The organism is Prolixibacter bellariivorans ATCC BAA-1284, assembly GCF_000621705.1.
Taxonomy (GTDB): domain Bacteria; phylum Bacteroidota; class Bacteroidia; order Bacteroidales; family Prolixibacteraceae; genus Prolixibacter; species Prolixibacter bellariivorans.
Genome location: NZ_JHXO01000007.1, coordinates 12,457 through 37,735 on the forward strand (window position 1 = coordinate 12,457; position 25,279 = coordinate 37,735).

Here is a 25,279-nt window from a genome sequence, read left to right on the forward strand (position 1 = left end):
ATTGTAAAAGCTTGATAAGTTTGAAATCCGAAATTACCTACTTTGTGTATATGTGGCCATTGGGACACATTACGTGTAACCATGTGACAAAAACATCTAAATTGAAGATGACGGAGAATAAAAAGCCTTGTTGATTATTAGTTTAGAATTGCTAATTTAGCAACATAATCATGTACATGAAATAGTAAAAAAATTGGGAGTAACTTATTTATTAATAGTTGTTAACAAGGGCGACCGATATGGTTTATGTAGCCGGCAAAGCGACAATTTCTTTTCCTATTAGTACATATAATCTTATGTTATACAATTAAGGATGAAATGTAAAACTCGAATTGAATCAATCTTAGACCTCACTGAGTATCTGCGTGAGCGAATTGGAACCGAAAACCGTATTCTTTGGTTTCGAGGTCATCGAGATGCGGAATGGCATGTTACTCCAACAATAAAAAGAGAATACGATTCTGGGGATGAACGTAATTTTACACATCGGTTTAGATCCCGCGCTGGAATTCGTCATCAACGACTGCCAGAATATGATCGATTGGCATCTTGGCTTGCTTTAATGCAACATTACGGGCTGCCAACAAGGTTACTAGATTGGAGCAGATCGCCCATGGTTGCATTGTTTTTTGCATTAGAAAATGCTTGGCGTGCAAACAATCAGCCCATTGATGCATGTGTTTGGGTCCTCGATCCCCACGAGCTGAATAAAACGCAGGGGATTGAACCCGTAACTGCAGCGTTGGACGCCAGAATGTATGAAAACCACATTTCCCCTGCTTTTTATCACCAGAGTGAAGAGCCGAATACTGTTGCAGCAGCAATGGCATCCGAAACCGATCAACGAATGTTTGTTCAGCAAGGGTGCTTTACCATTCACTCGGCGGATACCCCTTTGGATAAAACCGACCTGCCCTCCAGAGTGCTTACCAAATTGACAATTCCATCTCAGAAAGTACGTGAATTATCGTTTGATATTGAAATACTTGGTTTTCGTAGAGGTGAATTATTCCCAGATCTTGAGAACCTTTCCAATGAATTGCGTACTAGGTACTCTGCAAAGCGGTCATAAAACTTCTGGGGCGTAGTGTTTTATCGAGCATCTTGGGACGAATCAACTTTCTACAACGGAGGATAAGAACGCAGCCTGCTTACTCAAACGATTTTATGCCGCCACGCGTTCCTGCCAAGTTCTCGCCGTTCTCTATTTCATGCTTACGCTTAAAAAAATCATAGGCATGAAACAGGAAAAACATAAGCATGATTTTAAAAAAGATGCGCATGAAATCCGGAAATCATAAGCGCGAAATTAAAGAGAGAAGGTGCGGAACTTAAACTTTTGGTAAAACAAGGAAAGGTTTTAGGCGAAGCCTGAATGGGTTTGAGAATGTGTTAGCCACTGCGACCTGTAAATGTGTGCACCAATAGGATGGGCTTTCCCTAAACTTTAAATTTGATAATGTTAAATTGTTTATTCGCCTGAATAAGAAAACATTGTTCTAATAATCTCTGTTTTTGACAACCGTATTTCTTTTGTTATTGATTCTTCAAATTTGGGTTTATGCGCTAAGTTTATTCCTTCATCAAAAATGGTGTTGGTTAATCCATCAATTAATAAATCAGTTTTTTTTAGAATATCATCATATAGCTTGTTATCAATGGCAATAAAAAGATCTATGAAGCTCTGTCTGAAATCAGTTGCCAGATCGTTTATTTCATCATTTATTTTAGCCCTGTCTTCCATTGATAGGCCTCTTACATTAACTAGCTTTGTTTTCTCACTAACATCCGTAAAAAAGCTGTAAAACTTACTTATGTTATAGTCGAGAACTAAAGTCTTAAGAAGGTTTATCTTTCGATTTTTCTCATTAGTGTTTTTATCTTTAGTGTTATTTTTAGAAAAAATATAAATAACTAGAAGAAGGTTTGCTAATGCGATAATTACGGTGGCTGATGAGTATAGATGTTCTATAAGGGATTTTTCTGGAAGTTGAGCAATTACCTCAATCTTAGGAATTGATGTACCTAATGAATCATTTAATAGAGAATTGGACAGCGCGTTTATTAGTTCCATAAAGTCAATCTAATGCGGTTTTACTTCTAAGAATTCTATCAATAGCTTCATTTAAAGGTTTTTCATAAACATAATCACCCACTGAAGTGAAATTGAACTTTGCCAAAAATCTTTCCTTACCTAATTTTCTTACAACATTCACAAATAGCTCTTCGAAAAAAGAAGGATTTATCGAATAAATATTATCAGGAATAATGATTTCAACTGTATCATTTTCAGCTTCAATTTTGTCTATTTTTGAGTCTTCTCTTACTTTTTTGCCCCGGTCGCGACCAGTAAACACCTTTGATATAGTACCTTTTTTAACGTCTTTAACCCTGAAGTCTTCAAGATTAATTGTATTTTTAATTTTTTCCATGTCTTTAATTATTTAGTTGAACTAGATCATCATCATTCAATAACAATTTAGCGCTTATTATTGTGCCTGGAAAATAATCTTTTGTTTGGTAGACATATTTATTGTCTGGCTTATCCTCAATGCTTCCTGAATCATTAAAAGTCATTACTTTGAAGGTGTCATTATTTGAATTTACTTTATTTTTAATATTATATTTACCATTAAAATGAATTCTAGTTTTTCCAGATTGAAGAGTTAAATAGGAAATATCATCGACTTCTTTTGAACCTTTTATATTAAAAAAGCTTTCAATAAAGCGTATTGATCCATTTCCTCTTTTATATTCTGATGGAGAAATTGATGATACTTCTTCCTGCAGTGCATATAGTGTCCATAAATTTTCTTCTTCAAATTCTTTTCTCGTAAATAAGCTTCTTTTTGTATATGAATTTGATAGATTTCTCATCTTTTCAACGATTTCTTTATTTGGACAAGATTCATCTTTAAACTTTTCATATATGGTTTGTCCAAAATTCAAAATAACTAGTCTGAAAATCCCATAGTGTTTATTTTCGATATTTTCCTCTTTAAAGTATCCTATTGAGAAACGAAATTTTGTTGTTGAATGTTCTTCTGCGTTAATTAAGATTTCTCCAATAACAGTACACAAATCATCTCTTTTTTCTGGCGTCAACTTTTTATTCATTCTGCTAAGACACTCAATGACGTAATCAGCCATTTCAGTTGTATCTAACTCTTTTTGTTCTATTCTTCTATCATAATTTGTTTCTTTCTCATTATCATGAATACACAATTTGTATTTAATTATATCAGAAAAATTTTCTTCTCTGACTTTTAGGGTAACAGGGGAACCGACAGAAAAAAGCATTTTGTGAACATCCTCATTATTTATATTGAAGCCCCCAACTGTAACAGGAAAATGTTCTTTTCGACTGCGGTCAATTTTGCTACACAATCGTGAAAATTGAAAAAAATCTTTTAATACAATATCCAACAAAACTTGAGAACCTAATTCAACCTTCTCGCATTGCTTATAATCGAGAGTTACTTGACGATCATTTTCAATAAGCAATGCAGAAATAATTTTTTTGAACGTTAGATATGCATTCTCGGGGTCTTCTATAATGGAAAATATTTTAGGTATGGCTACGACACCGTTACTTTTAAATTCTTGTTTCTTAATGTTCTCCAAGTAAAAAGGACTTTCTTTTGAGGTTACTAGATGTTTTAGGTTTGGAGGTAAATATTTATTGATATAAAAGCTTTTTTTGGGTGATAATTTATTCGTTTTGCCAATACTACTATTTATTGGATTTTTGATTACACTTCTTCTAATTGTTCTTGGAACTGGTAGACCCTCTCGAGGTTCATAATATTGATTCTCTTTCTTTTTTTGACGTTTCGATCTTCTATTTTGTCTATCAAAATCTCTTTGTCTAATTTTCTGAAGAACTATCCTTTTTGTATATCTATTGCTTTTAGTCATTGATAGTTAGGCTTGAATAGTGTGGTGTTTTTCTTTCTCTCTCATTCAATTGAAGAAAAGTAAAAAATTTTGATTGGTTTTTCCGGGAAAAACAGTTTTTGCTAAAGAATTGGTTTTGGAGTTTGCAAATGTGTGTTGGCTTTTCCTTTTATTTTCAGGCAGATAGAATAAAAGTTCTACCAAGCCTGTCTTACCGTACCTTTTGGGTGCCTTGCATATAGCGATTGTGTGTATGTACTTAGTACTATTTTTAGCTGGGTTAATTCATTATCTCCTTTGCTTCAAAATTATTTCTTCTCCTCAAGCAGCTTCTCCATCATTGCGACTTTGTCTTTCTCTGCAGTCAATAAACGTTCGTAGAGTTCCACTAATTTATCGATTGGGTTGAAAGTACAACGGTAGTTGACAGATGAAGCATTGTCATGGTAACTGTTGGCGATGATATTGAAGGTTGCCTCATCGTTTAGGTTCTTAATTGCTTCTACAGGAACCTTCAATACTTTGGCCACTTTTTCCAACATCTCGTCTTCAATCACTTCCTTTTGTTCGAGCTTGGAGATGGATTGTTGGGTCAGGTTGAGTTCGCTGGCCATATATTCCTGCTTTACACCCAGCATTTCGCGTAAGCGTTTAATGTTTCGGCCATGGTGAACTTTAGGAGAAGGGGCGGTTTCTGTAGTATTCATGATTAATATTTTGTAAAGTTTCTTGGTACTATCAAAGATACAAATTTATCCCGCTGGTGGTACTTCTTCGGAGTATTTTACAACGCTAAAGGCGTATGATACAACTCTTAATTGTTAGTTACCTCCACTTAAACCGGTTACTTAGCTTAAGTTTTTAAAACAACTGAACTAAGTGTAACCAATTGATTCCATGAACCCTTTTAATCTTAATCATACTTTTTCTAAGAGACCGCCACCTGCAAGGCGGTCAGTTCAGCTCAAAGCCCGCCTGCCGGGATTTCGGTTCCGGCAGGTTTTTTGGGCCGCTGTTCCAAACAGAATTACCGATGACTTGGTACTTCCGGTTTGTCAAACAGCTGAAAAATATCACTGCCTAACGCACGCTACGGACGCCAAGTCCCCTTTAGGGGAAACAGGGGTGAATACCAGAGGGACAAGAAAGAAAACCACTGTCAGGGTTTGCAACCACTGACAGGGTGAATGAAATTAAATATACCAAACCATGAATCCTGTAAACCAAGCAAATATCCAACCCAATCGGCCGCCCCCGCCAGGGCGGTGACTTCAGAATTCAGATTGCCTGCCGGGGTGTTGCTCCTCCGGCAGGCCCTACCTGGAAAGCTGTTGGTACACGAAACCTGTCAGGTTTTTGGAATCCTGACAGGTTAGAAGATTTGTCAAACAGCTGAAAAATATCACTGCCTAACGCGTGCTACGAACTCCAAGTCCCCTTTAGGGTCCCGATACTTCGGGACAGGGGTGGATTGCCATCGGGGTGGTAAATGGGAGAGCTACGTCCTTTTGCGAAACAATTCAATAACCAAATCATCCAAACTAACTAACCATGTTCCTAATCATTTACCAGCTAACTAATCCAGAGCGATGGCCACCTGTAGCCGGGTGGCCGTAGTCAGCCCAGCCTGCCGGGGCCAGGTGCCCCGGCGGGCTTTACCGGAAACCTGTCAGGGTAGAGCCAGCACCCCTACCCCCGATGTACATCGCGGGTAGGGGTGGTAATTGAGAAAACCACTGTCAGGGTTTACAACCACTGACAGGGTGGAAGAAACACCAACTATTCAATCATAAAACCAAACGAATGAAAAAAATGAAAAAGAAAAGAAAATTACACGCCTTGTTATGGCGCACCGTTTTGCTGGTGCTGTTTTTCCCGGCAACCGGTTTGGGCCCGTTGCCGGCCGTGGCGCAACAGAATGACCCGGGCCGGGTGTTGAATGCCGTCAGCCGGGAAGATAACCGGAGTGTTACCGGTACCGTGACGGATACCCATGGGCAGCCGCTGCCCGGTGTGAGCATACAAATAAAAGGAACGGCCATTGGCACCATCACCGATGCGGAAGGGAATTACCGCTTTGCTCATGTGCCTGAGAATGCCGTATTGGTCTTCTCGTTTATGGGCATGCAGAAACAGGCGATTCCTGTAAAGGGAAAAACCCGCCTCGATGCGGTGATGCAGGAGACAACCATTGGCATTGACGAGGTGGTGGCCATCGGGTACGGAACCCTGGAAAAGCGGCAGGTCACCAGCTCGGTGTCGTCGGTAAAGGCCGACGATTTGGTGGACGGGGTAGGTGGTGCCAGCATTGCCCATGCGCTAAGGGGGAAGGTCAGCGGCCTGATCATCTCGGGCAACGGCAGTCCCAACTCGGGGAATACCCTGCAGCTGCGGGGTGTGGCTTCGGTCAATGCCGGGCAAAGTCCGCTGGTGGTGATTGACGGCATGCCCGGCGGCGATATCCGCTCGCTCATCCAGGAAGACATCCTTTCCATCGATGTACTGAAGGATGCTTCGGCCGGGGCCATCTACGGGACAAGGGCCGCCGGCGGGGTGATACTGGTGACCACCAAACAGGGACAGGCAACGAAGGACGGTAAGGTGCACCTGACCTATACCGGCGAGTACACCTTCCGGCAGGAACGCGACAAACCCGAAGTGCTCACCGCCGATGAGTACCGGGCCCACAACCGCGGAACCGACTACGGATCGTCGGCCGACTGGTGGGACGAACTGCTGAGTGACCATCCCAACGCGCAGAAGCATGTGGTGAACGTGAGCGGCGGCAACGAGTATGCCCGCATCTACACCACCTTTATGTATAAAAACGATAAAGGAATGGCCATCGACGATGAGCGGACCGACTATGCCGGGCGCATCAATGCCAACTTCAACTTCCTCGACGGCTGGCTGGAGCTGAAAACCCATGTGGATTACCGGCAGGCCAAACGAAACAACAATGCGCCCAACTTCCGGCAGGCCCTGCGCAACAACCCGACCCGTTCGCCCTACGATGCCGGGAGCCAGACCGGTTACAACGTGTGGCTGAACGAATCGCTCGACTACAATGTGCTGGCCGACAGTAAGCTTTACGACTACGACGGACTGGACAAATGGTTCATGCCCGATGCCACCCTGAAGCTGAACATCCGTTCGGTCCCGGGGTTGTCGGTGCAGCAAACCGTCGGCTGGGAGTATCGTCAGTGGGAGCTGCAGACCTACCGCTCGAAATACCACCGCGAAGAGCAGGAGAACGACCGCACCGGTACGGGCTACATCCAGTTCAGTAAAACCGAAAACCTCTCGTCCGAAGGGTATGCCTCCTACATCCGGGAGTGGTCAAAACACTCGGTGAACGCCGTGGGCGGTTACAGCTACTACGAGTACAACAGCGAAGGATTCGATATGACCAACTACAACTTCACCAACGACCGGGTAGGGGTGTGGAACATCGGCGAGGGAAGCTACCTGAGCGACGGCGATGCCTCGATGAGCTCGAACAAGGCCATTACCCAGCGGCTCTTCTCGGTATATGCCCGGGCAAGCTACGCCTACGACGACAAGTACATGCTCACCGGCAGTTTCCGGCACGAAGGCTCGTCGAAGTTCTCTCAGAACAACAAATGGGGCGATTTCTGGTCGGTATCGGGCGGCTGGCGGCTTTCGAAAGAACCTTTCCTGGCGGGAAGTTCCGTGGTGAACGACCTGAAACTGCGGGTAGGGTACGGCGTAACCGGGAACAACAGTTTCGGGGCCGATTATGCGGCCACCATGTATGGCTCGGATGCCTACTGGCTGCTGCCTGGCGGAACCTGGGCCTACACCTACGGCAAGACCAAAAACATTAATCCCGACCTGAAATGGGAAGAACAGCACGAGTGGAACGGCGGGGTAGACTATGTGCTGCTGAATAACCGGCTGTACGGTAAGTTCGACCTCTACCGCCGGAAAGTGAAAGGAATGATTTACAATGTACAGGTGTCGCAACCACCGTACGTGGAGCAAAAGATGTACAAGAACATCGGCAACATGGAAAACCGGGGCTGGGAGTTCGAGATAGGCGGGGAGGTTGTCCGTACCCGCGACTGGAAATACAATACCTCCATGACTTTCAGCCACAACACCACGGAGATACTCTCGCTGTGGGGCGACCAGACGTACTACGACTACGCCGGCTTCCCGTCGCCGGGTAACCCGGGCAGTGCCATCCGCATCGAGGAAGGAGCCATGGTGGGGAGTTTCTACCTGTGGAAGTTCGCCGGCTTTGATGACAACGGCGACTTCCTGCTGTACGACAAGGATGATAACGTAATTCCGGCCATTGAAAAGACCGCGGAGGACAAACGGCACATGGGCAACTACATGCCCAAACTGATTGTGACCTGGAACCACCGCCTGAAATACCGGAATTGGGATTTAACCGTAGACATGCGGAGCTGGATTGACTTCGATGTGTACAACACCATCGACATGTACTTCGGCCTGCCGACCCGGTCGAGCGAACTGAACCTGTTGCGAAAGGCTTACACCAAATATGCGGGTGTTGCCGGGGAGAAACAGCTTTGCGACTACTTCCTGGAGGACGGCACTTTCGTGAAAATCGATGCCATCAATTTGGGGTACAGCCTCGACCTGAAACGGTACACCGGTTTGGAAAGCAGGGCCCGTCTCTACCTGACCGTGGGCAACGTGGCCACCTTTACCGGGTACAGCGGCATCGACCCCGAAGTGAACGTCACGGGTCTGGAAGGCGGCATCGAGTGGTTTAGCGGCCTCTACCCGCAGGCACGCACCTATACGCTGGGAGTCCAGTTAACCTTCTAATGAAAAAGCAATGAGAAAGAAGATATACAGCTTATTGAAAACGAAATACATCGTATCGTTTTGCCTGGCCGCCATCCTGTCGGCCGCCGGGTGCGACACCGACCCGATCTATTACTCGGAGGTAACCCCTTCGACCTTCTATGATTCGAAAGACAACGTATGGCAACGCTTCTACCGTCCTTTTACCCACTGGCGGTGGTACGTGGCCAGTGACAATCCGAAATGGAACCTGCAGGAGCTGGGAACCGACGAAATGTGCCTGCCCACCAGGGGAAGCGACTGGTACAACGGGGGCGTCTACCAGCAGATGCACCACCACCAGTTTACCGCGACCCTGTCGAACCTGTATAATGGCTGGTACGGTTTTGCCATGGGGGTGGCCCTGTGCTGGGACACGTGGGAAGACCTGAACACGTACGTCGATTTTGACGCCATGGGCTTCGAAGCAGGGACGAAGGAATCGATGAGAGCACAGCTGGATGCCCTGGCCGTATCGTTCTACAAGGATGGCCTCGACCTGTTCGGAGGGGTTCCGCTGTACACCACCACCCATTCCGATGTCAAGGCCCGGAGTACGGCCCCGGAGACCTTTGCCTTTATCGACTCGCTGCTGAAGGTGGCCATTCCCAACCTGCCGGTAAAAACCACGCTGGGGGCTACGGAGAACGGGACTATCAACCGGGCGGCCGGAGCGGCCCTGCTGGCCCAGCTCTATTTCAATGCCGACGCCTGGACCGGGGTAGACCGGTTCGCCGACTGTGCCACCCTCTGCCGCGACATCATCGACGGGAAGTACGGCAAATACGCACTGGATGACGACTGGACCAACATCTTCGGGTTTCACAATGAAACCTGCCCGGAAATCATCTGGTCGGTGCCCAGCGAGAACTCCAAGCTGGAAACCGATGGCGGGTACTATTCCACCATGCAGCACTACAACACGAAGAGCTTTCTCGGGGGCATCGATGCCGGGGCCAACAACGGCTACTGCCTGACACCTTCGCTGAAACCCAAAGGGGAGCTGTATGCATTCAAACTGGGTAAGCCCTATTCGAAGTTCGAAGAGACCGACATCCGGAAGCAACCGTATGTGTTCACCGGGAACGGGACCTACCGGGGCATGTTCATCGCAGGCAAGCTGGTCAATCCGCTGGACGGCGGCGTGTGTTACGGCAACCGGGAGTACAACGGCGATACGATAACCATGGTCGACCAGGTAGCATACTTCAGCCAGCTGGGTACGAACTACAGCAGCGCAGACGAACTCCCGTCGACCATCGCCACGGCAGAAGAGAACTCCGGTATCCGCCTGATGAAACGCAGTCCCATACCTACCTACGAGGAAAGGGACATCCGGTACAACCCCGATATACCCATCATCCGGCTGGCCGAAATCTATTACATGCTGGCCGAGTGTGAGCTGCGGGTCGGCAATAAGGCCGATGCGGCAACGCTGATCAACAAGGTTCGTCAGCGCTATTTCACCGGCGGGAACGACCCGAACCCGGTAACGGCTGCCAACCTGGACAAATACCGGATGCTGGACGAATGGATGATTGAGTTCATTGGCGAAGGGCGCCGCCGCACCGACCTGGTACGCTGGGGTGCCTATGTAACCGAGGACTGGTGGGACCATACGGCATCGAACGATGAGAAGGAGAACCGGTATCCTATACACGAAACGATTTTGTCGTCCAACAACCTGCTCGAACAGAACCCGGGGTGGTGAAAATAACATGACAACAAAAAACAACAGAGTGCAGCAGGACCTGTAGGTTCGTAACAGTAGGGAAGCACGGTAGATTAGCTTTTGGGACCTGAGCGTCAGGTGCCCTGCCGGGGTTCGGCTTTTTGGGGAAAGCCGGCCCTGCTTCCCGTTTGCTGCAGATTGGTGGGTTCATTTAAAAAGGAAAACGCAGAGAGTGAGGGACAGGAGGGATGACAGGCCGTTCGGCTATTTGGACAAGTAGTAGTGAAGCCTGAATGGCAGGGGGCCGTTCCCCGAGGTTGGAGCGGCCCCCGTTTCTCCTGTGTGTTGGGCGCATTCAACCGAAATCCTCCTCCGGCCTGTCAGCCACCTCCTCCGGGAGGAGGACAGGTCGCCAATGGCACTGCCTTTTATCAATTGAGGAGCATTTAGATGAGTTTCTGCCAGGCACATAAATACTCAATCAGGCCAATTGGTCGGCAAACTCTGAAGGAGTTCAAGCTCCATAGCCCGGGGTAAGAAACCGTGAGGTTTAGCCACCCCGGGTTGGCAAGTACGCGTACCGGTGGTCGTGTGATGGTGCGGATTGAAATGGGAAGGTTGTTTCGACCGCAATAGCGATGACGTTGATAAGAGCGCAACAACAGAAACAACAGAAACAACAGAAACAACAGAAACCATAGTAACCACAGAACCCAACAACCGTTAAAGCTCGCAACTAGCGCAACCTGAAATTTTGAAACCCTTAAATCAATTAACAATGAATAATGTGTAATGAATAATTAAGAGGTGAAAGGTTCAGGTCCGCAGTCTTTCGTCTTTCTTAACACTTAAAACTTAATACTTCTTCCAACAACCATAACAACAGTAACTACAGAAACCATCAAAATATACAAGGGCTTTCACCTGGCCGGGAGAAACCGGAAAAAGAAATGCATGCCTGTTGGTTCAATAGTTTTTTAGGGGTTAAATGCAGGCATGCGCTATAAAGGTTCTAGTGAGTCTTTTTCCGGGAATGATGCTTTCGACACGCATCCATTCATTTCTTTCGGTTGGGTGAGGCCCTTTAAAATAGTAGTCTCGATAATCAGGTTCAAAATGTTGAATGAATTGACTTGTAGCTTAAATAATGCCCGCCAATATAACTCCCAACAGTACGGCAAAGGTAACGCTGTGATTGATGGTTTTGGCTCTGGAGAAGTCATTGTTGGTAATCTCCCGGCTGTTTTCTCCGATATAAGGTTTGTCTACCCATTGGCCATGGTACCGGTTGGGGCCTCCGAAACGGCAATCGAGAATACCGGCCAGTGTCGCTTCAGGCCATCCTGCATTGGGACTGCTATGGCGGCGACCGTACCGAACGGCGTACCGTAATCCGCGAAACGAAAAGGAAACCATGGTCATGATGAGTGCCGTTAACCGTGCCGGCAGATAGTTGGCAATATCGTCGAGGCGGGCAGCAAAGCGCCCAAACAAATAGTAGCGCTCGCTTTTATATCCAATCATCGAATCGAGTGTGTTCACCATTTTATAAGCAAACATTAGCGGGATTCCACCTATGGCATACCAGAAAAGAGGTGCCACCACGCCATCACTCAGGTTTTCCGACATGGTTTCGAGTACGGCCGTCCGGATTTGCGACGGCGACAATTCATTTGTTTCCCGGCCTACGATGTAGCTTAGTTGCTTTCTTCCGGCTTCGGTACCTTGTTTCTCTAGTGCGTCTATTACGGCTCTACTCTCCGAAATGAGGCTTTGGTTGGCCAGTCCGAGCCAGAAAAAAACTACTGACCAAATAACGGCGATTACCGGCGATAGCTGGTACAAAACAGAGCCGGCAATGGAAAACAGGAACCATGTTCCGGGTACGAGAACCAGGGTTAGGAAAGCGCCTGTAACAATGCGGTTTTTTCCCCTGTTCAACGAATGCTCTCCGCGGGCAATCAGGTAACCGAATCCCCTTATGGGATGAGGAAACCAGCGTGGATCGCCTAACAACAGGTCAAGCAGGTAACCCAAAATGGGAATGGCTGTGGTGTAGGCTATGCTTTCCATTGTTTCAGAGCTTCGATGAGCAGTTGATTTTCTTTCTGGGTTCGAAGCGAGACCCGGAAGTGAGAGGAATCCAGTCCCCGGAAATTGGTTGCATCGCGTATGAGTAGCGAGTATTTATCCTGTAACCAATGCTTTAACTCGGAGGCCTTACCTTGGAGTGTCCGGCCCAGTAAAAAAGGACAGCTTGTCGGATAAAATGCAAATTCCGGTAGTTGCTGTAATTGTTCTCGGAAAAGGTTGGTTTCCTTTTCCAGTTTTTTCCTGTCGGGAAGAAGTGACTGATGATTTATCGCGATGAATTTCCCGGTTTCCTGCGTCATCGTTCCCAGTTCCCACGGTTGTGCAAAGTATTTTAGTTGAGCGATAATTTTTGGATGGGTCACTACATAGCCCAACCGGATACCAGGCATGGCAAAAGCTTTGGTCAGCGAACGGATGACTACCAGGTTAGAATATTGGGGCAGCAGCGGAAGCACGGAACATGGTTGGAAAGCCAGTGGTTCGTATGCTTCGTCTACTATTACCATGGTTTGCGGACGGGTTTTCAGCAGTGTTTCAATATCGACAGACGGGAGGAGGGAACCATCGGGATTGTTGGGATTACAAAGCCAGATAACATCCGCATTGAGCGAAGATTGAGTTGACAGGCTCTCTCTGCTAAGATACGTTAGTTGATGGTTATTCAGGCGGCAGGCATCTTCATATTCCGAAAAGGTCGGAACCAGAATAGCAGAGCGCTTTCCTGTGTAAAGTCTGGCCAGCCGATAAATCAATGCCGTTGCGCCATTCCCGGGAAGAACCTGTTCCGGCGATATGTTGTGCAAATCGGCCAGTAACCTCGTAAGTTCTGCGGCATCCGGTTCGGGATAATGAGCTAAGCGGGGTAGTTGGTCCTGCAAATGTTCGGTTAAACCAGGCGGCAGTCCGCCGTAATACGTATTGGAGCTGAAGTCAGCCCTGAGCGACATCCCCTTGAAATTCAGATCATCACCGTGTCCATGAATCATTGTCCCTGGTTTTCATGGGTTATCAATCGGTAAAACTGATCCATATCGACATGCTCCCGGATGTGCGTGGCAAGTTTGTCGTACTGCTCTTCTTTAAATGCCAGGTAGTCGGGAATGGGTTCCGAAAATCCGGGACTGACCGTCTTTAGTATTTGTTCTACCACCTCGCGGTTATCGAATATGCCGTGGAGGTAACTTCCCCAGCAATGCTCGTTGAGCAGACAGCCATCGTGAGTTCCGTCTTCGAACCAGGCTACCGGTTTTCCACCGCTGAGCACAGTCTCTCCCATATGAATCTCGTAGCCGCTGTTGGTTAAGGCTTTCCCTTCCCTGTAGGCAAACCGTCGCTGTCGGGTAATCTTTTCACCGGTCAGGGTAGTAGTTACCGGGAGTATTTCGAGTCCTTTCACCGACCGGACTTTGCCTTCTACACCATCCGGGTCATGAATTTCGGTCCCCATCATTTGATAGCCGCCGCAAATGCCATATAACGGTTTTCCATTTTGTGCGGCCTTTACCAGTTCGTCGGCCATACCAGTGCTTTTCAGGTAGAGCAGGTCGTCGATGGTATTTTTGGAGCCGGGCAGAATAACCATATCGGCTTCACGTATGGCTGAAATATCGTGTGTAAAGTAAAGATTGACCCTGCTGATTTGCTCGAGAAGACTGAAATCGGTGAAGTTGGCCATGCGGGGAAACAACACCACTGCCACATTGATTTTTCCCTGAACGGGATGATGTCTTTTCAACGCCAGCGGAACAGCGTCCTCATCTTCAATACGGATGTTATGAAAGTAAGGAATGACTCCCACCACCGGTTTCCCGGTAATCTCTTCCATTATTTTACGACCTTCGTCGAAAAGAGACATGTCACCCCGGAACTTGTTGATGATGATGCCGGCAATCAAATCGCGTTCTTCGGGAGGCAGCAACATCACCGAGCCGTATACGCTGGCAAAAACGCCTCCCCGGTCGATGTCGGCAACCAGGAACGTGGCCGCGCCGGTTTCCCGGGCAATCCGCATATTGGTGATATCCTTGTCGCGCAGGTTGAGTTCCGAAATACTGCCGGCGCCTTCCATCACCATCGGATGATATTTCCCGTTGAGATAATGCCAGGCTTTCATTGCCTGGTTAAACAGGTAGTCGCGGTCTGTTTCCAGGAAATAGGTCTTTGCCGACTGGTTCCCGATAGGTCTGCCGTTCAGTACCACCTGTGAATGTTGATCGCCGGTGGGTTTCAGCAAAACCGGATTCATTTCACTCCGGCAGGCAATACCGGCCGCCTCAGCTTGCACGGCTTGTGCCCGGCCAATCTCCAGTCCCTCGGGAGTGGCATAGCTGTTTAGTGACATATTCTGCGCTTTGAACGGTGCCGGACGGTAGCCATCCTGTTTCAGTATCCGGCAAAATCCGGCGGTGATGATGCTTTTCCCTACATCGGAGCCGGTTCCTACGAACATAAGGGGCTTCAATTTTTTTTCCATCTCCATCTATTCCAGTTCAAATAATTCCATTCCACCGTATGACGGGGACGGCAGGTCCCATACACCTTCCGCATTCATTCCTTTTAACAACCCGGCCAATACCCGGAAAGGGCCGCCATGTGTTATAATGACTGCACCGCCGGCGAATTTTTCGCGGTAGCAGATAAGAAAGTCACGTACGCGGCTATACAGGTCCGGGTAACCTTCGCCTCCCGGGCAACGGGCTGTTTGATAATGGTCGAACCAGTAACGCCCTTCTTCCAGCTGTTCTATCTCCTTCCAGCGACGGCCTTCCCAGTCACCAAAGTCAAGTTCGGTGATTCGTTGATCGAAGTGGATTTCCCTTCCGGGGAAGAGTGCTTCGGCCAGCATCCGGCAGCGGGTCAACGGGCTTGAAAATACCGAAAAGCCGGTAAACGGACGAACTTCGCTCTCTAGTTTTTCTGCTTCGGCAGCAAACGTGTGATCGGGAAGAACATCCGTTTGTCCGTAAATCGTCCCTGCCGGTACGTCAACGCTTGTATGTCTGATTAATACCACCGTTCCCATGGGCTATCCATTATGAGCAGCCAGCATGACCAGGTAAAAAGTTATTTCTGCCAGCTGCTGCGAAGCTCCCAGCGTATCGCCGGTATAGCCTCCGATGTGTTTTTTCAGGTAACGAAAGAAGAACAGGATCCCGGCTGCTGTTACTGGAATTACCCAAAAGATGCTCCATCCCGGCAGAAAAAACAACGGAATGATGGCAAACAAGCCGGAAAAGAAGAGACGGGGCCATCCGATGCCTTCTGCAATCGGTTTGGCTTTAGTGTCGGTTCGTTGTACGTATATCCCCATTTTGATGAGCCAGACAGGAGCCCAGCGGCTAAAAGCATGTCCGGCCAGCATCGCGAGCGGAATGAGCCGGGCGTCGATATTCGACAATACCGAGAACTTCATTAGTAACATCATTATAAGCCCGGCGCCGCCATAGGTTCCTAACCGCGAATCTTTCATGATGTTCAGGATTTGTTCTTTTCCGTATCCACCACCAAAACCGTCGCACATATCGGCAAAGCCGTCTTCATGAAAAGCGCCGGTAAGTAGAATCGTTGCGACCATACTAAAGAGAATAGCTACTGTTGCCGGGAACAACATTTGTGCAGCCAGGAAAATCAGAGCTGATACGCCACCAACAATCCAGCCAATAAAAGTAAGCCAGGTTGTTCCCCGGCTTAAATATTCCGGATGGTGCTCAAAGAGGAACGGGACAGGCAACCGGGTATAGAACATCACGGCAGTGAGAAACGCTTTGATTTCGTTTTTGATCATACCTTATTTGGATGAGACACCCGCTTCGTCGAAACTGGCCATTTCGTTAATAAATTTTGTTGCCGAAACCAGGAGGGGATAAGCCAGGGCGGCCCCGGTTCCTTCGCCTAAACGCAGGCCGAGGTTCAACACCGGTTCTGCTTTCATGTAACTCAGCATCAGCCGGTGTCCCTTTTCATCGGATGTATGGCAGAAGAACAGGTTATCACGTACTTCCGGTTCGAACTGGCAGGCTGTTAATGCAGCTGCTGTAGCGATAAAGCCATCCACCAGAACAACCATGCCCAGGTTTGCTGCTTCCAACATCCCGCCACACATCATGGCAATTTCCAGTCCGCCGAATGTTGCCAGCGTTTCCAGTGGCGTTTCCGTTGTGTATTTTTCTGCCACCTCTTTCAACAGCCTGGTCTTCCGATCCAGTGCCGCATCCTGCAACCCGGCACCGCGGCCGGTACACACTTCGATGGAATATCCGGTGAATTTATGCATCAGTAACGAGGAGGCAGAGGTATTCCCAATGCCCATTTCACCAAATCCGATGACATTGCATCCGTTTGCCGATGTTTCGCGAACCAGTTGAGCACCCTGTTCGAGAGCCCTTTGGCATTCGTCTGTTGTCATGGCCGGTTCGTGGCGCATATTCCGGGTTCCTCTGGCTATTTTGGCCCGGATAACAGGGCTGTCTTCCGGAAAGTCGAAATCTACGCCGGCATCGACGATTTTGATCTGAATATCATGCTGGCGGCAAAATACGTTGATCGCAGCTCCGCCCTTCATGAAATTCATGGCCATTTGCCAGGTTACTTCTTTGGGGTACGGACTAATCCCCTCATCGGCCAGCCCGTGATCGGCAGCAAAAACAAACATGGCCGGGTTTTCCATTTGTGGCGAAAGGGTTTGCTGAATTAATCCGAGTTGCAGGGCAATTCGTTCCAGTTGGCCGAGCGAACCGGTAGGTTTTGTTTTGTTGTCAATTTTGTGTTGCAGTGCATGCGTTAATTCTTCTTTGGTCATGATAATTTATCTTTTGATGGTTACTTTATTTTTACCGGAATACCGGAAACCATGAGGTAAACCTCGTTGGCAGTGCGGGCAATAAACTGGTTCATCCATCCTTGCAAATCGGCAAAGTGACGGGTCATTTCCTTGTCGGGAATAATACCCATGCCAATTTCATTGGAAACGACCAGCAGGGTAAAGTCCTGTTCGATCAATTGTTTCCATTCGGCCTTTGCCTGTTCCAGTGATTGCTCCGTATTGAAATCATTATCGACAAAAAAATTGGTGAGCCAGAGGGTAACACAATCGAGCACAACAACTCTTCCTGTTAAGTCTGGTTGACTCAGGTATTTCTCTTCTTCGATGGTGGTCCAGTGTGGTCCCCTGTCGTGCTGGTGACGCTGAATTCGTTGACGAAATTCCTCGTCCCAGACGCGGGCAGTTGCCACGTAAACGGGCCCCGGAGCAAGCTCCTCAGCCTTTTGCTGGGCAAAGGAGCTTTTTCCGGAACGTTGACCGCCGGTTATGAAAATGACGTTAGCCATGTTGTCCCGTTTTCTTCATCGGTTAAAATCTCCAGGTAAAGGTTCCTCCAACCGAACGGCCCGGCATCGGATAACCATCTTTCTCTGTATATATCTCATCGAGTAAGTTGGATACAGTAACACCAATCGTATAGTTTTCCGCGAAGGTGTACGAACCGGTCCAGTCGAATACCAGGAACTGCGGATGCTTCAATACCGAATCATTGATGAGTGACGGGCGGACGGCTGTTCCGTCGGCCGTGGTATACGGAATGACTTCGTAGGTGGCATAGTCGTACGTGTACAGCCAGTTATCCTCATACCTGTGCCCGATATAGCGACCTGACAAACGGGTTTGCCAGTGTTTAAAATCGCGGTATTCAATTCCGAAGTTGGCATTGGCTTTACGAACATACTTCAGCTTGGACTTTACGCCGTTGTCTTCTGATTTGGCATGTAGTAAATAGGTAGCATTGGCAAAGAGGCGCAGTGACCAGGCATAGTCAGAACTTGCTCCGAAGTCGTAAGCAAAGCCAGCTTCCAGTCCGTTCATATGTGCCTTACTGGTATTTTTGAAGGTAGTGTAATCGGGGTTCGACCGGTCGTAATCAATCATATCCTGATGATGCGTGTCGAAGTAAGTCAGATTTCCGCTCAAACCATTATCACGGTTGGCATAGGCAAATCCCCCATCGAAGGAGCGTGATTTTTCAGGTTTCAGGTTCGGGTTCCCCTTGTAATTATACTTTCCGTACGAAGAAGAATAGCTGTAACTCCCTGCTTTTTGAAAGGCATCGGGTGAATGGAAACCGGTTCCATAGCCGGTGAAAACACGCCAGTTGGAGTTAATTCGGTACTGTGCGGCCAGATGCGGATTGACAACATGGTGATTTTCGGAGAGTGCGTCGATCTGCATCTCCGGTGTGGCAAACAGGTGGAAATTGATGTTGTCGTAACGTATTCCGGCTGAAATCTGCAGTTTGTCCTGCAGAAAATTCAGGTTTCCTTCGGCGAATACACCCAATGCTCCGTTGCGGTAATTAGGCTGATAAGGGGCTGTCCGCTCACTGACGTCGGCCCATCGTTTCGATTCGTACTGCTTGTTGTTCCAGTCGATACCGTAAACCAGGTTGTGTTTTCCCAGCAACCATTTATCGGTGGCCATCACTCCAAACTCCTTATAAACGTTTTCTGTTTCCACGAAATCGCTGGTTCCGGCAATATTGTAATAGTCGTTTACCTCGCGGCTGAAATAGGGCGAAACCGAGAGTTTGTGACGATTTTCGTTTACTGCCACATTGAGTCCATGCGACCACCGGGTGATGTCTTTTTTACTGTTTCCGTACACACCGTAAATTGTTCCGTTGGTCATCACATCGCGACCGGCAAAAAGCCGCTGGTAGTAGTTGGCTTCCACTTTGTCGGAGAATCGGTAACCCAGCCGCAATCCTTCGTTGTATTTTTTATACGAAGTATTCGGATATTTTTTATCAAACGTGGAAGGATCGAGGATCTCTTTTTCGATGGCTGAGCGGTGTAACAAGCTGTTCTTTCCCGTTTGGTAATCGCTGTTCTGATCCAAACCGCTCAGGTTCAGATCGAATGACAGTTTGTTCGTGAGATTGCCGCCGATATGACCCGAAAGCTGGGAGGTGTTGAACGATCCGAAACCGCCACGGACACTTCCTGCCAGTTTCCCGCTGCTTTTCGGTGTTACCAGGTTGATGACCCCACCCATCGCATTGGTGCCGTATAGCGAGGAGTAGGGACCTTTCATGACTTCTACCTGCTGCAGGTTCCCGATGTCGAGGGTACCAAAGTTTTCTGTTCCAGCCGGGATGCCGTTAATCAGCAGCACATTGTATTTGTTATCTGTCGAAGGAGCGAAGCCTCGCATCCCGATACTGGCTTTGATGCCGGGATATTCAATGATATCCACTGCCACGGTCTTTTTCAGTAAATCGCCTACGTTATCGGCCGGTGAGGCTTGTAAATCGTTCTTTGTCAAAACATCGATTTTGCGGGGAATATCCCCCAGTTTGCTTTGTGATCGTGAAGCGTTCACAATCACCTGTTCCAGTTGGTAGTTCTTTACCGAATCCTGTTTCTGAGCTTTTGCTGCTGTTGCCCATAAAACTATGGCTGCAGCTAATAAAATGCCTTTCATTTTCCAAAATTTAAGTTAAACAGTTGTTTAGCATAAACCCTGGGAGTTGCTTGCAGCAAAGGTTGATCAGGCCTTTATCACAACGCTTTTATCCCGAAAGCTTATAATGAGCGAATCTGGCAGGCAGGTCTTCTGGCTTGTCCGTTCCTTTCCGGCCTTCCCGTCCTGTGTACATCAGGACAGTGACCAACTGGGGAAAGAAAAGTATTCCGGACTTACAGCTGCGGGTACAGCCCCGGATTCACACCGGGTTCCCTTTATCCCCTTCCGGGGAACACCCACATTCGCATTAATTTTCTGATGATTTAATGTGCTGTTATTTTTTCATAGATGGTTTTGTTTTCTGTTTGATGGGGTATCTTCTTTTTGGTATTCCGGTTGTTCGTCGCATTCCGGGAAACCGGGAACACAAAGGGCCTTCCGGATAATGGATTTTCGGTAATAGTCACATCGGTTTTATACGCCTCTTTTACCTGGTGCCTCGTTAGCACTTCACCCGGTGTTCCTTCGGCACAGACCTCACCGTTTTGCATCAGAAGCAATTGCGTACAGTATTCTGCCGCCAGGTTGAGGTCGTGGACTACCATGAGTACCGCCAGATTCAGTTCTTCATTCAACTGCTGAATAAAATCGAGTATCTGTACCTGGTGCGCGATATCCAGATGGGCTGTTGGTTCATCAAGGAGCAGTAGGTCGGGTTCCTGAACGAGGGCCCGGGTGATGGCGACCAGTTGTTGTTCTCCACCGCTCAGCTCGTTTACTGCCTGATGACGATATGCCCATACACCACTTTTTTTCATGTATTTTTCAGCAAGCTGCTTATTCTCCACACAACTTAATCCAGACAAGAGCGACCGGTAGGGGAGTCGTCCCATCATTACGTAGTCTTCCACTGTAATGAACCCGATATCGTTTTTTTGAGTCACAACGGCCATGTGGCGGGCGCGTTCTTTCAGGTGCATCCGGTTGAATGGTTTACCTGCCAACTGAAATGCTTCCGCACAGGCTGGCAGATCACCTGCGATACATTTCAATAATGTTGTTTTGCCTGCACCGTTGGGGCCTATAATACCTGTGAAATCGCCCTGACGAATGGTTAGGGTAATATCTTTCAGCCGAAAGGCATTGCCGTAACCTGCCGTCAGCTTTTTCAGTTGTAATACCGGTACAGCATTGTTTATATCTTCCATCCTTTATTCTCTTTTTGTTGTAACCAAAGAAATAAGCTGCCCCCTAATAAACCGGTGATGACTCCAACCGGTAGCTCGTTGGGTTGAATAATCGTTCGGGCAATGGTGTCGCTGGCAGTAAGATAAATGGCTCCCGCAATGAAAGAGGCCGGAAGCAGTAAACGATAGTCGCTTCCGGTTAGCCGGCGCATGATATGTGGAACCAGTAAACCGACGAATCCGATGACGCCGGCCACGGCAACCGATACACCTGTTAGCAGGGAAGCCACGATAAACAGCACCCGTATAGTCCGGTTGGTGTTTATACCTAGATGGCGCGCCGGCTCTTTACCCAGCCGGAGGGCATTGAGGGAATGGACAAACAAAGACGTAATCAGCAACCCACCCACAGACGTGACTGCTGCAATGGTAATTAACCAGGGCGAAGGTTCATCCAGTGAACCCATTGTCCAAAAAACGATTCCGTGCAAATCCTCAATCCGCGAAAGCGCCATGATAAGCATGAGCAACGATGATGTGATGAAACTAATCATTACCCCGGTCAGCAACATAGATGTTATCTGCACATTTCCTTTTCGGAGACTGAAGAGGTAGATAATCAGGATAATCAGGAAAGCGCCTGCAAAACCGGCAAACGGAATGGCGACGCTGCCAACCGATGCCTGCAAGCGAAGCATCAGTGCCAGGCACACGCCCAGTGCAGCTCCACCTGATATGCCCAGTGTATAGGGTTCGACCAGAGGATTACGATAAATGCCTTGTAAAATCAATCCGGATAAACTTAGCGCTCCTCCTACGGAGATGGCCAGTATGATCCTTGGCAATTTGAGTTTGCTCAGAATCTGGTAATCCATCACCGGCTGTTGATGCAGAAATATTTTGGGTATTTGCCAAACGGAGATGTTTTCAATTCCCAGTGAAAGCGAAAACAGGACGGTCAGTACCAGTCCTGCCAAAAGGAGCAGAAGGATTGTCATCCAGCGAATATGTCCGGTCGTGTTTGTCATGTTAAAACTCGATACCTTTGCGGGATGTAATACCTTCATCGTACGGATGTTTTATCTTTCGGATGTAGCTGACATAATCTGCGGCTTCCATGACTGCCTCCGTTGCCCCGCGTCCGGTAAGGACCAACTCCACGGAATCCGGCTTGTTTTTTATTAGCTTGAGTACCCGCTCCTCTTCAATAAAATGGTCTCTTACTGCAATATTCAGTTCATCCACAATCACCAAATCGAAGGTTTCTGAAGCAACCATTTTTTCTACGTGCTCCATTCCCCTAATAGCATCATCTATCAAAGCTTCCCGTGGAATGCGCCGGCAACAGCCCGGATGGCCTTTGGCAAAAGAGTATACTTCGGCTCCCAGTTTCTGCAGGCTTTTAATCTCGGTGTACCCATAGACTTCCGGATCTTTATGAAAGCTGATATAGCAAACGCTGAGTCCGTGCCCCAGAGCACGTGTGGCCAGCCCGACAGCTGCAGTCGTTTTTCCTTTCCCTTCTCCGGTATAAATGTGAATCAATCGTCGTTTAGTCATGTTGTTTGTTCTTTTGATGTTGATGAATCAGGTTGTCTACTTTCTCCAGTCCGTCGATAAACGAGACCGGGGTTGGGCTGCATAGCTGGTAAGAATCGACAATGAATACCCGGTGGTTCTGTACTGCCTTCAACTTGGGGAATTGTTCCCATCGCTTCTTTTCTTCCCGGCCGGCGATTCCCATGGTGACAATGATGATGACATCGGGGTTTTGGCGCAGCACTTCCTCCCGGGAATAGAGCCCACTGGTGGCACTGTGCGCAATGTTGTTACCTCCTAACTGTGTGATAAAGTCATCCAAAAAGGTTCCGCCAATGGCTGTAAAGAGCGGTTTGGTTCCGATTTCCATGAATACAGCCGGATGAAAAGTTGGAGTGTGTTTGCTACGCAGCGCATTCAATCGTTCTTTTGATGCAGCCACAATCGAATCGGCACACTTCGTCTTTCCCAGTCGACTGGCCAGACGCATAAACTGCTCACATATTTGATCGTAATTGAGGGGCTGCGGAAATACCTCCACTTTCAGTCCCATCTTTTTCAGTGTGGTTATCGTTTCCGGTGATGTTAAAGAGGTAGCAACAACCAAATCCGGTCGGAGCCGTACTACTTTTTCTACATTTACCTCCATGGCTGTGGCCACTTTCTCCACGTGTTTTGCTGCTTCCGGTACAACACAGTAACGGGTGTCGCCCACCAACCGGTGGCCGCTCCCCAGGAGGAATATCTCCTGGGTCAGCGACGGAGCCAGCGATATAATGCGTGTTGGTGGCTGGTTGCCCAGGCATACCGATACCCATAGAAGCAACGGCAGAATGCTGACAAGTTTTTTTCGCATGGTTTCTTAACGTTTAAACAAGTGGAAGAAACCAGTGATTATCGCCGGTATACGGCTTTCCGCTAGTGAAAGAGACGGGCTGTTCAAAGATGGGGCCATCAAACACGAAGGAATGGTATTCTCCATTCTCGCCACACGGATCGATTCCTTCCAGTTCTTCCAGCATCGAGAAAAACGAGTTATCGAGCAGTTGGCCCAGCCATTCTTCTTTTCCGACCCCTTGTCGCACCGAAACCGTCAGGGCTTTGAATCCCTGGGAGACAAATTCATTTGCCAGTGAACGGGTGTTTTCATTCCAAAGAGGAAAAACCGGTACAATGCCTGATTCGCGGCACACCCTTTCAATCCATACCTGGTGGGCTTCCAGGTAAATGTCACCAAAGATACCCCCTTCAATGCCGTCTTTCTTCAGCCGGGCAATGACCTCTTTGAGTTTCGTTTCATAGTTTGCGCGTCCGGTAGGTTGAAAAACCATCGGAATGTTCATGGCCTGTGACTGCCGTTCAAGCAGTTCGCGGTTCAGTCCGTGCGAAAGAGAACGCAGTCCGTCCTCCGCACACATGTTCAGCAGACAGGCTACCTGGTGCTCCTTGCCGGATAATACCCGGTGTAAGGCAAGCATACAGTCTTTCCCGCCGCTGAACGATGAAAATAATTTCATGGTACAGCTCATTTGGGCCGGCATCAGCCAACCGATTCAACAAATGAGGAGAAATACAAATACAGTATCGCTTATGACGCTGTATCCGATACTTTCTTCCCGAAGTCTCGAATAATTATTGTGTAAATGGCAGGTCTTCTGGCTCTCCCCGTTTCAGGCGCCTTCCCATCCCCGTGTTAGCGGGACAGTGGCAGGGTATGCCTGGAACATCGTTGGGGATTACAGCTGCGGGTACAGCTCCGGAATTTCACCGGATTCCCGTTTTAAGACTATTCCCGAATGAGGAAATCGTCACCATAACTTCGAGCAAAGGTAAAGAGATTTTTTTGTTAAATGGAAAAACAACTGCATGTATTTTTTCCTATGTCAGAAAAAGAGTGGTGACAGAAAGGAGCAACCTGAATTTTCAGGAAAATAGAATAAAACAATGGTTGTTTCCAGCGGTGCTTGATGTTGTGCTATGAGAGGATATGCCATAGCAATAAATCCCGTTATTCGGTATTCGGCGCCGGTAGTTGTAAATACCCGTGTCAGGTACTTATAACTACCGGCTGGGGGATAAGGTAACTACCATTGGCCGGTAGTTAGTACTACCGGGAGCAGGAACTGATAACTACCTACGGATGGTAGTTAGTACTACACGCAGCAGATCCTTATAACGATTCTCCTCTGATCCTTATAACCTTTTTCGGAAAAGGGTTACTACCATCTGTTGCCGATCCTTATAAGGATCTTCATCTGATCCCTATAAGGGTTTTTATGGGGGAGTTGTAAGCAGTTTAATGACCGGGATGCAAATTTGTTGTGCCGGATGTTGCCAAAAATGAAATTTTGATACCTTTGCCTTATCTCGTTAGGGGTGTCTGCCGGAGAAATGGCGGGCTGAGATTATACCCTTTAAACCTGAAATGTATCATAACAGCGGAGGGAAACGAGGATTGTATTTGTCAATTCATTCGATAGAATAGATACAAGCCGTTTCGCAGTTCTGCGGAGCGGCTTTTTTTATTGAATGGATGGAGAGCAGACGTGTTCGGATCAAATACATTTTCCTGAAATCCGGTTGTTAATGGTG

At 47.7% G+C, this 25,279-nt stretch carries 20 protein-coding genes and 3 riboswitches; of the genes, 3 read left to right on the top strand and 17 right to left on the bottom strand.

What is annotated here, in order from left to right:
• Nucleotides 1-313 precede the first annotated feature (313 nt).
• A complete protein-coding gene (locus T426_RS25505) occupies nt 314-1,072 on the top strand; it encodes an FRG domain-containing protein (RefSeq protein ID WP_025866311.1) in 759 nt (252 codons plus the stop codon).
• 399 nt (nt 1,073-1,471) lie between these two features.
• Here T426_RS25505 and T426_RS0107900 read toward each other — a convergent pair whose 3' ends face one another.
• From T426_RS0107900 to T426_RS0107915, 4 genes are all read right to left on the bottom strand, one after another.
• Nucleotides 1,472-2,074 (bottom strand): hypothetical protein, encoded by a 603-nt coding sequence (locus T426_RS0107900; RefSeq protein ID WP_025866312.1) that lies wholly within the window; start codon nt 2,072-2,074, stop codon nt 1,472-1,474.
• Between the two features lie 4 nt (nt 2,075-2,078).
• Nucleotides 2,079-2,432, bottom strand: a complete 354-nt coding sequence (locus tag T426_RS0107905) for an STAS-like domain-containing protein (protein WP_027585499.1) — start codon at nt 2,430-2,432, stop codon at nt 2,079-2,081.
• 4 nt (nt 2,433-2,436) lie between these two features.
• Nucleotides 2,437-3,918 (bottom strand): hypothetical protein, encoded by a 1,482-nt coding sequence (locus tag T426_RS0107910; protein ID WP_027585500.1) that lies wholly within the window; start codon nt 3,916-3,918, stop codon nt 2,437-2,439.
• Between the two features lie 287 nt (nt 3,919-4,205).
• Entirely contained in the window at nt 4,206-4,604 is a 399-nt protein-coding gene (locus T426_RS0107915) for a helix-turn-helix transcriptional regulator (protein ID WP_025866316.1), read from the bottom strand.
• A 1,096-nt stretch (nt 4,605-5,700) separates the two neighbouring features.
• On the opposite strand from T426_RS0107915, the gene T426_RS0107925 reads away from it, so the two are divergent.
• Together T426_RS0107925 and T426_RS0107930 are read left to right on the top strand one after the other, a co-directional pair.
• Nucleotides 5,701-8,721 carry a SusC/RagA family TonB-linked outer membrane protein gene (locus T426_RS0107925; protein WP_025866324.1) on the top strand — a complete coding sequence of 1,007 codons (3,021 nt, stop codon included), beginning with the start codon at nt 5,701-5,703 and terminating at the stop codon, nt 8,719-8,721.
• 10 nt (nt 8,722-8,731) lie between these two features.
• Complete coding sequence (locus tag T426_RS0107930; RefSeq protein ID WP_082229529.1) at nt 8,732-10,450, top strand: RagB/SusD family nutrient uptake outer membrane protein; 1,719 nt, start codon at nt 8,732-8,734, stop codon at nt 10,448-10,450.
• A 1,101-nt stretch (nt 10,451-11,551) separates the two neighbouring features.
• Here T426_RS0107930 and cbiB read toward each other — a convergent pair.
• The 13 genes from cbiB to T426_RS23105 form a co-directional block, all read right to left on the bottom strand.
• Complete coding sequence (gene cbiB, locus T426_RS0107935) at nt 11,552-12,484, bottom strand: adenosylcobinamide-phosphate synthase CbiB (RefSeq protein WP_025866077.1); 933 nt, start codon at nt 12,482-12,484, stop codon at nt 11,552-11,554.
• On the bottom strand, nt 12,472-13,491 hold the full coding sequence (locus tag T426_RS0107940) for a pyridoxal phosphate-dependent aminotransferase (RefSeq protein WP_025866078.1): 1,020 nt from the start codon (nt 13,489-13,491) through the stop codon (nt 12,472-12,474). Before T426_RS0107940 ends, cbiB begins: the two co-directional genes overlap by 13 nt.
• Nucleotides 13,488-14,978 carry a cobyric acid synthase gene (locus T426_RS0107945; RefSeq protein WP_027585502.1) on the bottom strand — a complete coding sequence of 497 codons (1,491 nt, stop codon included), beginning with the start codon at nt 14,976-14,978 and terminating at the stop codon, nt 13,488-13,490. The genes T426_RS0107940 and T426_RS0107945 overlap by 4 nt, the downstream gene beginning before the upstream one ends.
• A gap of 6 nt (nt 14,979-14,984) precedes the next feature.
• Complete coding sequence (locus T426_RS25720; RefSeq protein ID WP_051539195.1) at nt 14,985-15,527, bottom strand: histidine phosphatase family protein; 543 nt, start codon at nt 15,525-15,527, stop codon at nt 14,985-14,987.
• Between the two features lie 3 nt (nt 15,528-15,530).
• The gene (gene cobS / locus T426_RS0107955; RefSeq protein WP_025866080.1) at nt 15,531-16,289 is read right to left on the bottom strand and encodes an adenosylcobinamide-GDP ribazoletransferase; all 759 of its coding nucleotides are present in this window, start codon (nt 16,287-16,289) and stop codon (nt 15,531-15,533) included.
• A gap of 3 nt (nt 16,290-16,292) precedes the next feature.
• Complete coding sequence (gene cobT, locus T426_RS0107960) at nt 16,293-17,303, bottom strand: nicotinate-nucleotide--dimethylbenzimidazole phosphoribosyltransferase (RefSeq protein WP_027585503.1); 1,011 nt, start codon at nt 17,301-17,303, stop codon at nt 16,293-16,295.
• Between the two features lie 20 nt (nt 17,304-17,323).
• Nucleotides 17,324-17,833, bottom strand: a complete 510-nt coding sequence (cobU, locus tag T426_RS0107965) for a bifunctional adenosylcobinamide kinase/adenosylcobinamide-phosphate guanylyltransferase (protein WP_025866081.1) — start codon at nt 17,831-17,833, stop codon at nt 17,324-17,326.
• Nucleotides 17,834-17,855: 22 nt separating this feature from the next.
• Nucleotides 17,856-19,979, bottom strand: a complete 2,124-nt coding sequence (locus tag T426_RS23090; protein ID WP_025866082.1) for a TonB-dependent receptor plug domain-containing protein — start codon at nt 19,977-19,979, stop codon at nt 17,856-17,858.
• Nucleotides 19,980-20,084: 105 nt separating this feature from the next.
• Nucleotides 20,085-20,273: riboswitch (cobalamin riboswitch) on the bottom strand.
• An 11-nt stretch (nt 20,274-20,284) separates the two neighbouring features.
• Nucleotides 20,285-21,169 (bottom strand): ABC transporter ATP-binding protein, encoded by an 885-nt coding sequence (locus T426_RS23095; protein ID WP_051539196.1) that lies wholly within the window; start codon nt 21,167-21,169, stop codon nt 20,285-20,287.
• Entirely contained in the window at nt 21,157-22,215 is a 1,059-nt protein-coding gene (locus T426_RS0107985) for a FecCD family ABC transporter permease (RefSeq protein ID WP_211253559.1), read from the bottom strand. Before T426_RS0107985 ends, T426_RS23095 begins: the two co-directional genes overlap by 13 nt.
• Complete coding sequence (locus T426_RS0107990; RefSeq protein ID WP_027585506.1) at nt 22,178-22,708, bottom strand: cob(I)yrinic acid a,c-diamide adenosyltransferase; 531 nt, start codon at nt 22,706-22,708, stop codon at nt 22,178-22,180. The genes T426_RS0107985 and T426_RS0107990 overlap by 38 nt, the downstream gene beginning before the upstream one ends.
• Nucleotides 22,701-23,543 (bottom strand): ABC transporter substrate-binding protein, encoded by an 843-nt coding sequence (locus T426_RS23100; RefSeq protein WP_051568959.1) that lies wholly within the window; start codon nt 23,541-23,543, stop codon nt 22,701-22,703. Before T426_RS23100 ends, T426_RS0107990 begins: the two co-directional genes overlap by 8 nt.
• Before the next feature lie 13 nt (nt 23,544-23,556).
• Entirely contained in the window at nt 23,557-24,204 is a 648-nt protein-coding gene (locus T426_RS23105; protein ID WP_025866085.1) for a Dph6-related ATP pyrophosphatase, read from the bottom strand.
• A gap of 111 nt (nt 24,205-24,315) precedes the next feature.
• A riboswitch (cobalamin riboswitch) is annotated at nt 24,316-24,518 on the bottom strand.
• Between the two features lie 531 nt (nt 24,519-25,049).
• A riboswitch (TPP riboswitch) is annotated at nt 25,050-25,151 on the top strand.
• Nucleotides 25,152-25,279: the final 128 nt, after the last annotated feature.

What these genes read in the sequence shown, in the direction of transcription:
- T426_RS25505 (WP_025866311.1), top strand. Translation starts at nt 314, where the DNA reads ATGAAATGTAAAACTCGAATTGAATCAATCTTAGACCTCACTGAGTAT.
- T426_RS0107900 (WP_025866312.1), bottom strand. Translation starts at nt 2,074, where the DNA reads ATGGAACTAATAAACGCGCTGTCCAATTCTCTATTAAATGATTCATTA.
- T426_RS0107905 (WP_027585499.1), bottom strand. Translation starts at nt 2,432, where the DNA reads ATGGAAAAAATTAAAAATACAATTAATCTTGAAGACTTCAGGGTTAAA.
- T426_RS0107910 (WP_027585500.1), bottom strand. Translation starts at nt 3,918, where the DNA reads ATGACTAAAAGCAATAGATATACAAAAAGGATAGTTCTTCAGAAAATT.
- T426_RS0107915 (WP_025866316.1), bottom strand. Translation starts at nt 4,604, where the DNA reads ATGAATACTACAGAAACCGCCCCTTCTCCTAAAGTTCACCATGGCCGA.
- T426_RS0107925 (WP_025866324.1), top strand. Translation starts at nt 5,701, where the DNA reads ATGAAAAAAATGAAAAAGAAAAGAAAATTACACGCCTTGTTATGGCGC.
- T426_RS0107930 (WP_082229529.1), top strand. Translation starts at nt 8,732, where the DNA reads ATGAGAAAGAAGATATACAGCTTATTGAAAACGAAATACATCGTATCG.
- cbiB (WP_025866077.1), bottom strand. Translation starts at nt 12,484, where the DNA reads ATGGAAAGCATAGCCTACACCACAGCCATTCCCATTTTGGGTTACCTG.
- T426_RS0107940 (WP_025866078.1), bottom strand. Translation starts at nt 13,491, where the DNA reads ATGATTCATGGACACGGTGATGATCTGAATTTCAAGGGGATGTCGCTC.
- T426_RS0107945 (WP_027585502.1), bottom strand. Translation starts at nt 14,978, where the DNA reads ATGGAAAAAAAATTGAAGCCCCTTATGTTCGTAGGAACCGGCTCCGAT.
- T426_RS25720 (WP_051539195.1), bottom strand. Translation starts at nt 15,527, where the DNA reads ATGGGAACGGTGGTATTAATCAGACATACAAGCGTTGACGTACCGGCA.
- cobS (WP_025866080.1), bottom strand. Translation starts at nt 16,289, where the DNA reads ATGATCAAAAACGAAATCAAAGCGTTTCTCACTGCCGTGATGTTCTAT.
- cobT (WP_027585503.1), bottom strand. Translation starts at nt 17,303, where the DNA reads ATGACCAAAGAAGAATTAACGCATGCACTGCAACACAAAATTGACAAC.
- cobU (WP_025866081.1), bottom strand. Translation starts at nt 17,833, where the DNA reads ATGGCTAACGTCATTTTCATAACCGGCGGTCAACGTTCCGGAAAAAGC.
- T426_RS23090 (WP_025866082.1), bottom strand. Translation starts at nt 19,979, where the DNA reads ATGAAAGGCATTTTATTAGCTGCAGCCATAGTTTTATGGGCAACAGCA.
- T426_RS23095 (WP_051539196.1), bottom strand. Translation starts at nt 21,169, where the DNA reads ATGGAAGATATAAACAATGCTGTACCGGTATTACAACTGAAAAAGCTG.
- T426_RS0107985 (WP_211253559.1), bottom strand. Translation starts at nt 22,215, where the DNA reads ATGAAGGTATTACATCCCGCAAAGGTATCGAGTTTTAACATGACAAAC.
- T426_RS0107990 (WP_027585506.1), bottom strand. Translation starts at nt 22,708, where the DNA reads ATGACTAAACGACGATTGATTCACATTTATACCGGAGAAGGGAAAGGA.
- T426_RS23100 (WP_051568959.1), bottom strand. Translation starts at nt 23,543, where the DNA reads ATGCGAAAAAAACTTGTCAGCATTCTGCCGTTGCTTCTATGGGTATCG.
- T426_RS23105 (WP_025866085.1), bottom strand. Translation starts at nt 24,204, where the DNA reads ATGAAATTATTTTCATCGTTCAGCGGCGGGAAAGACTGTATGCTTGCC.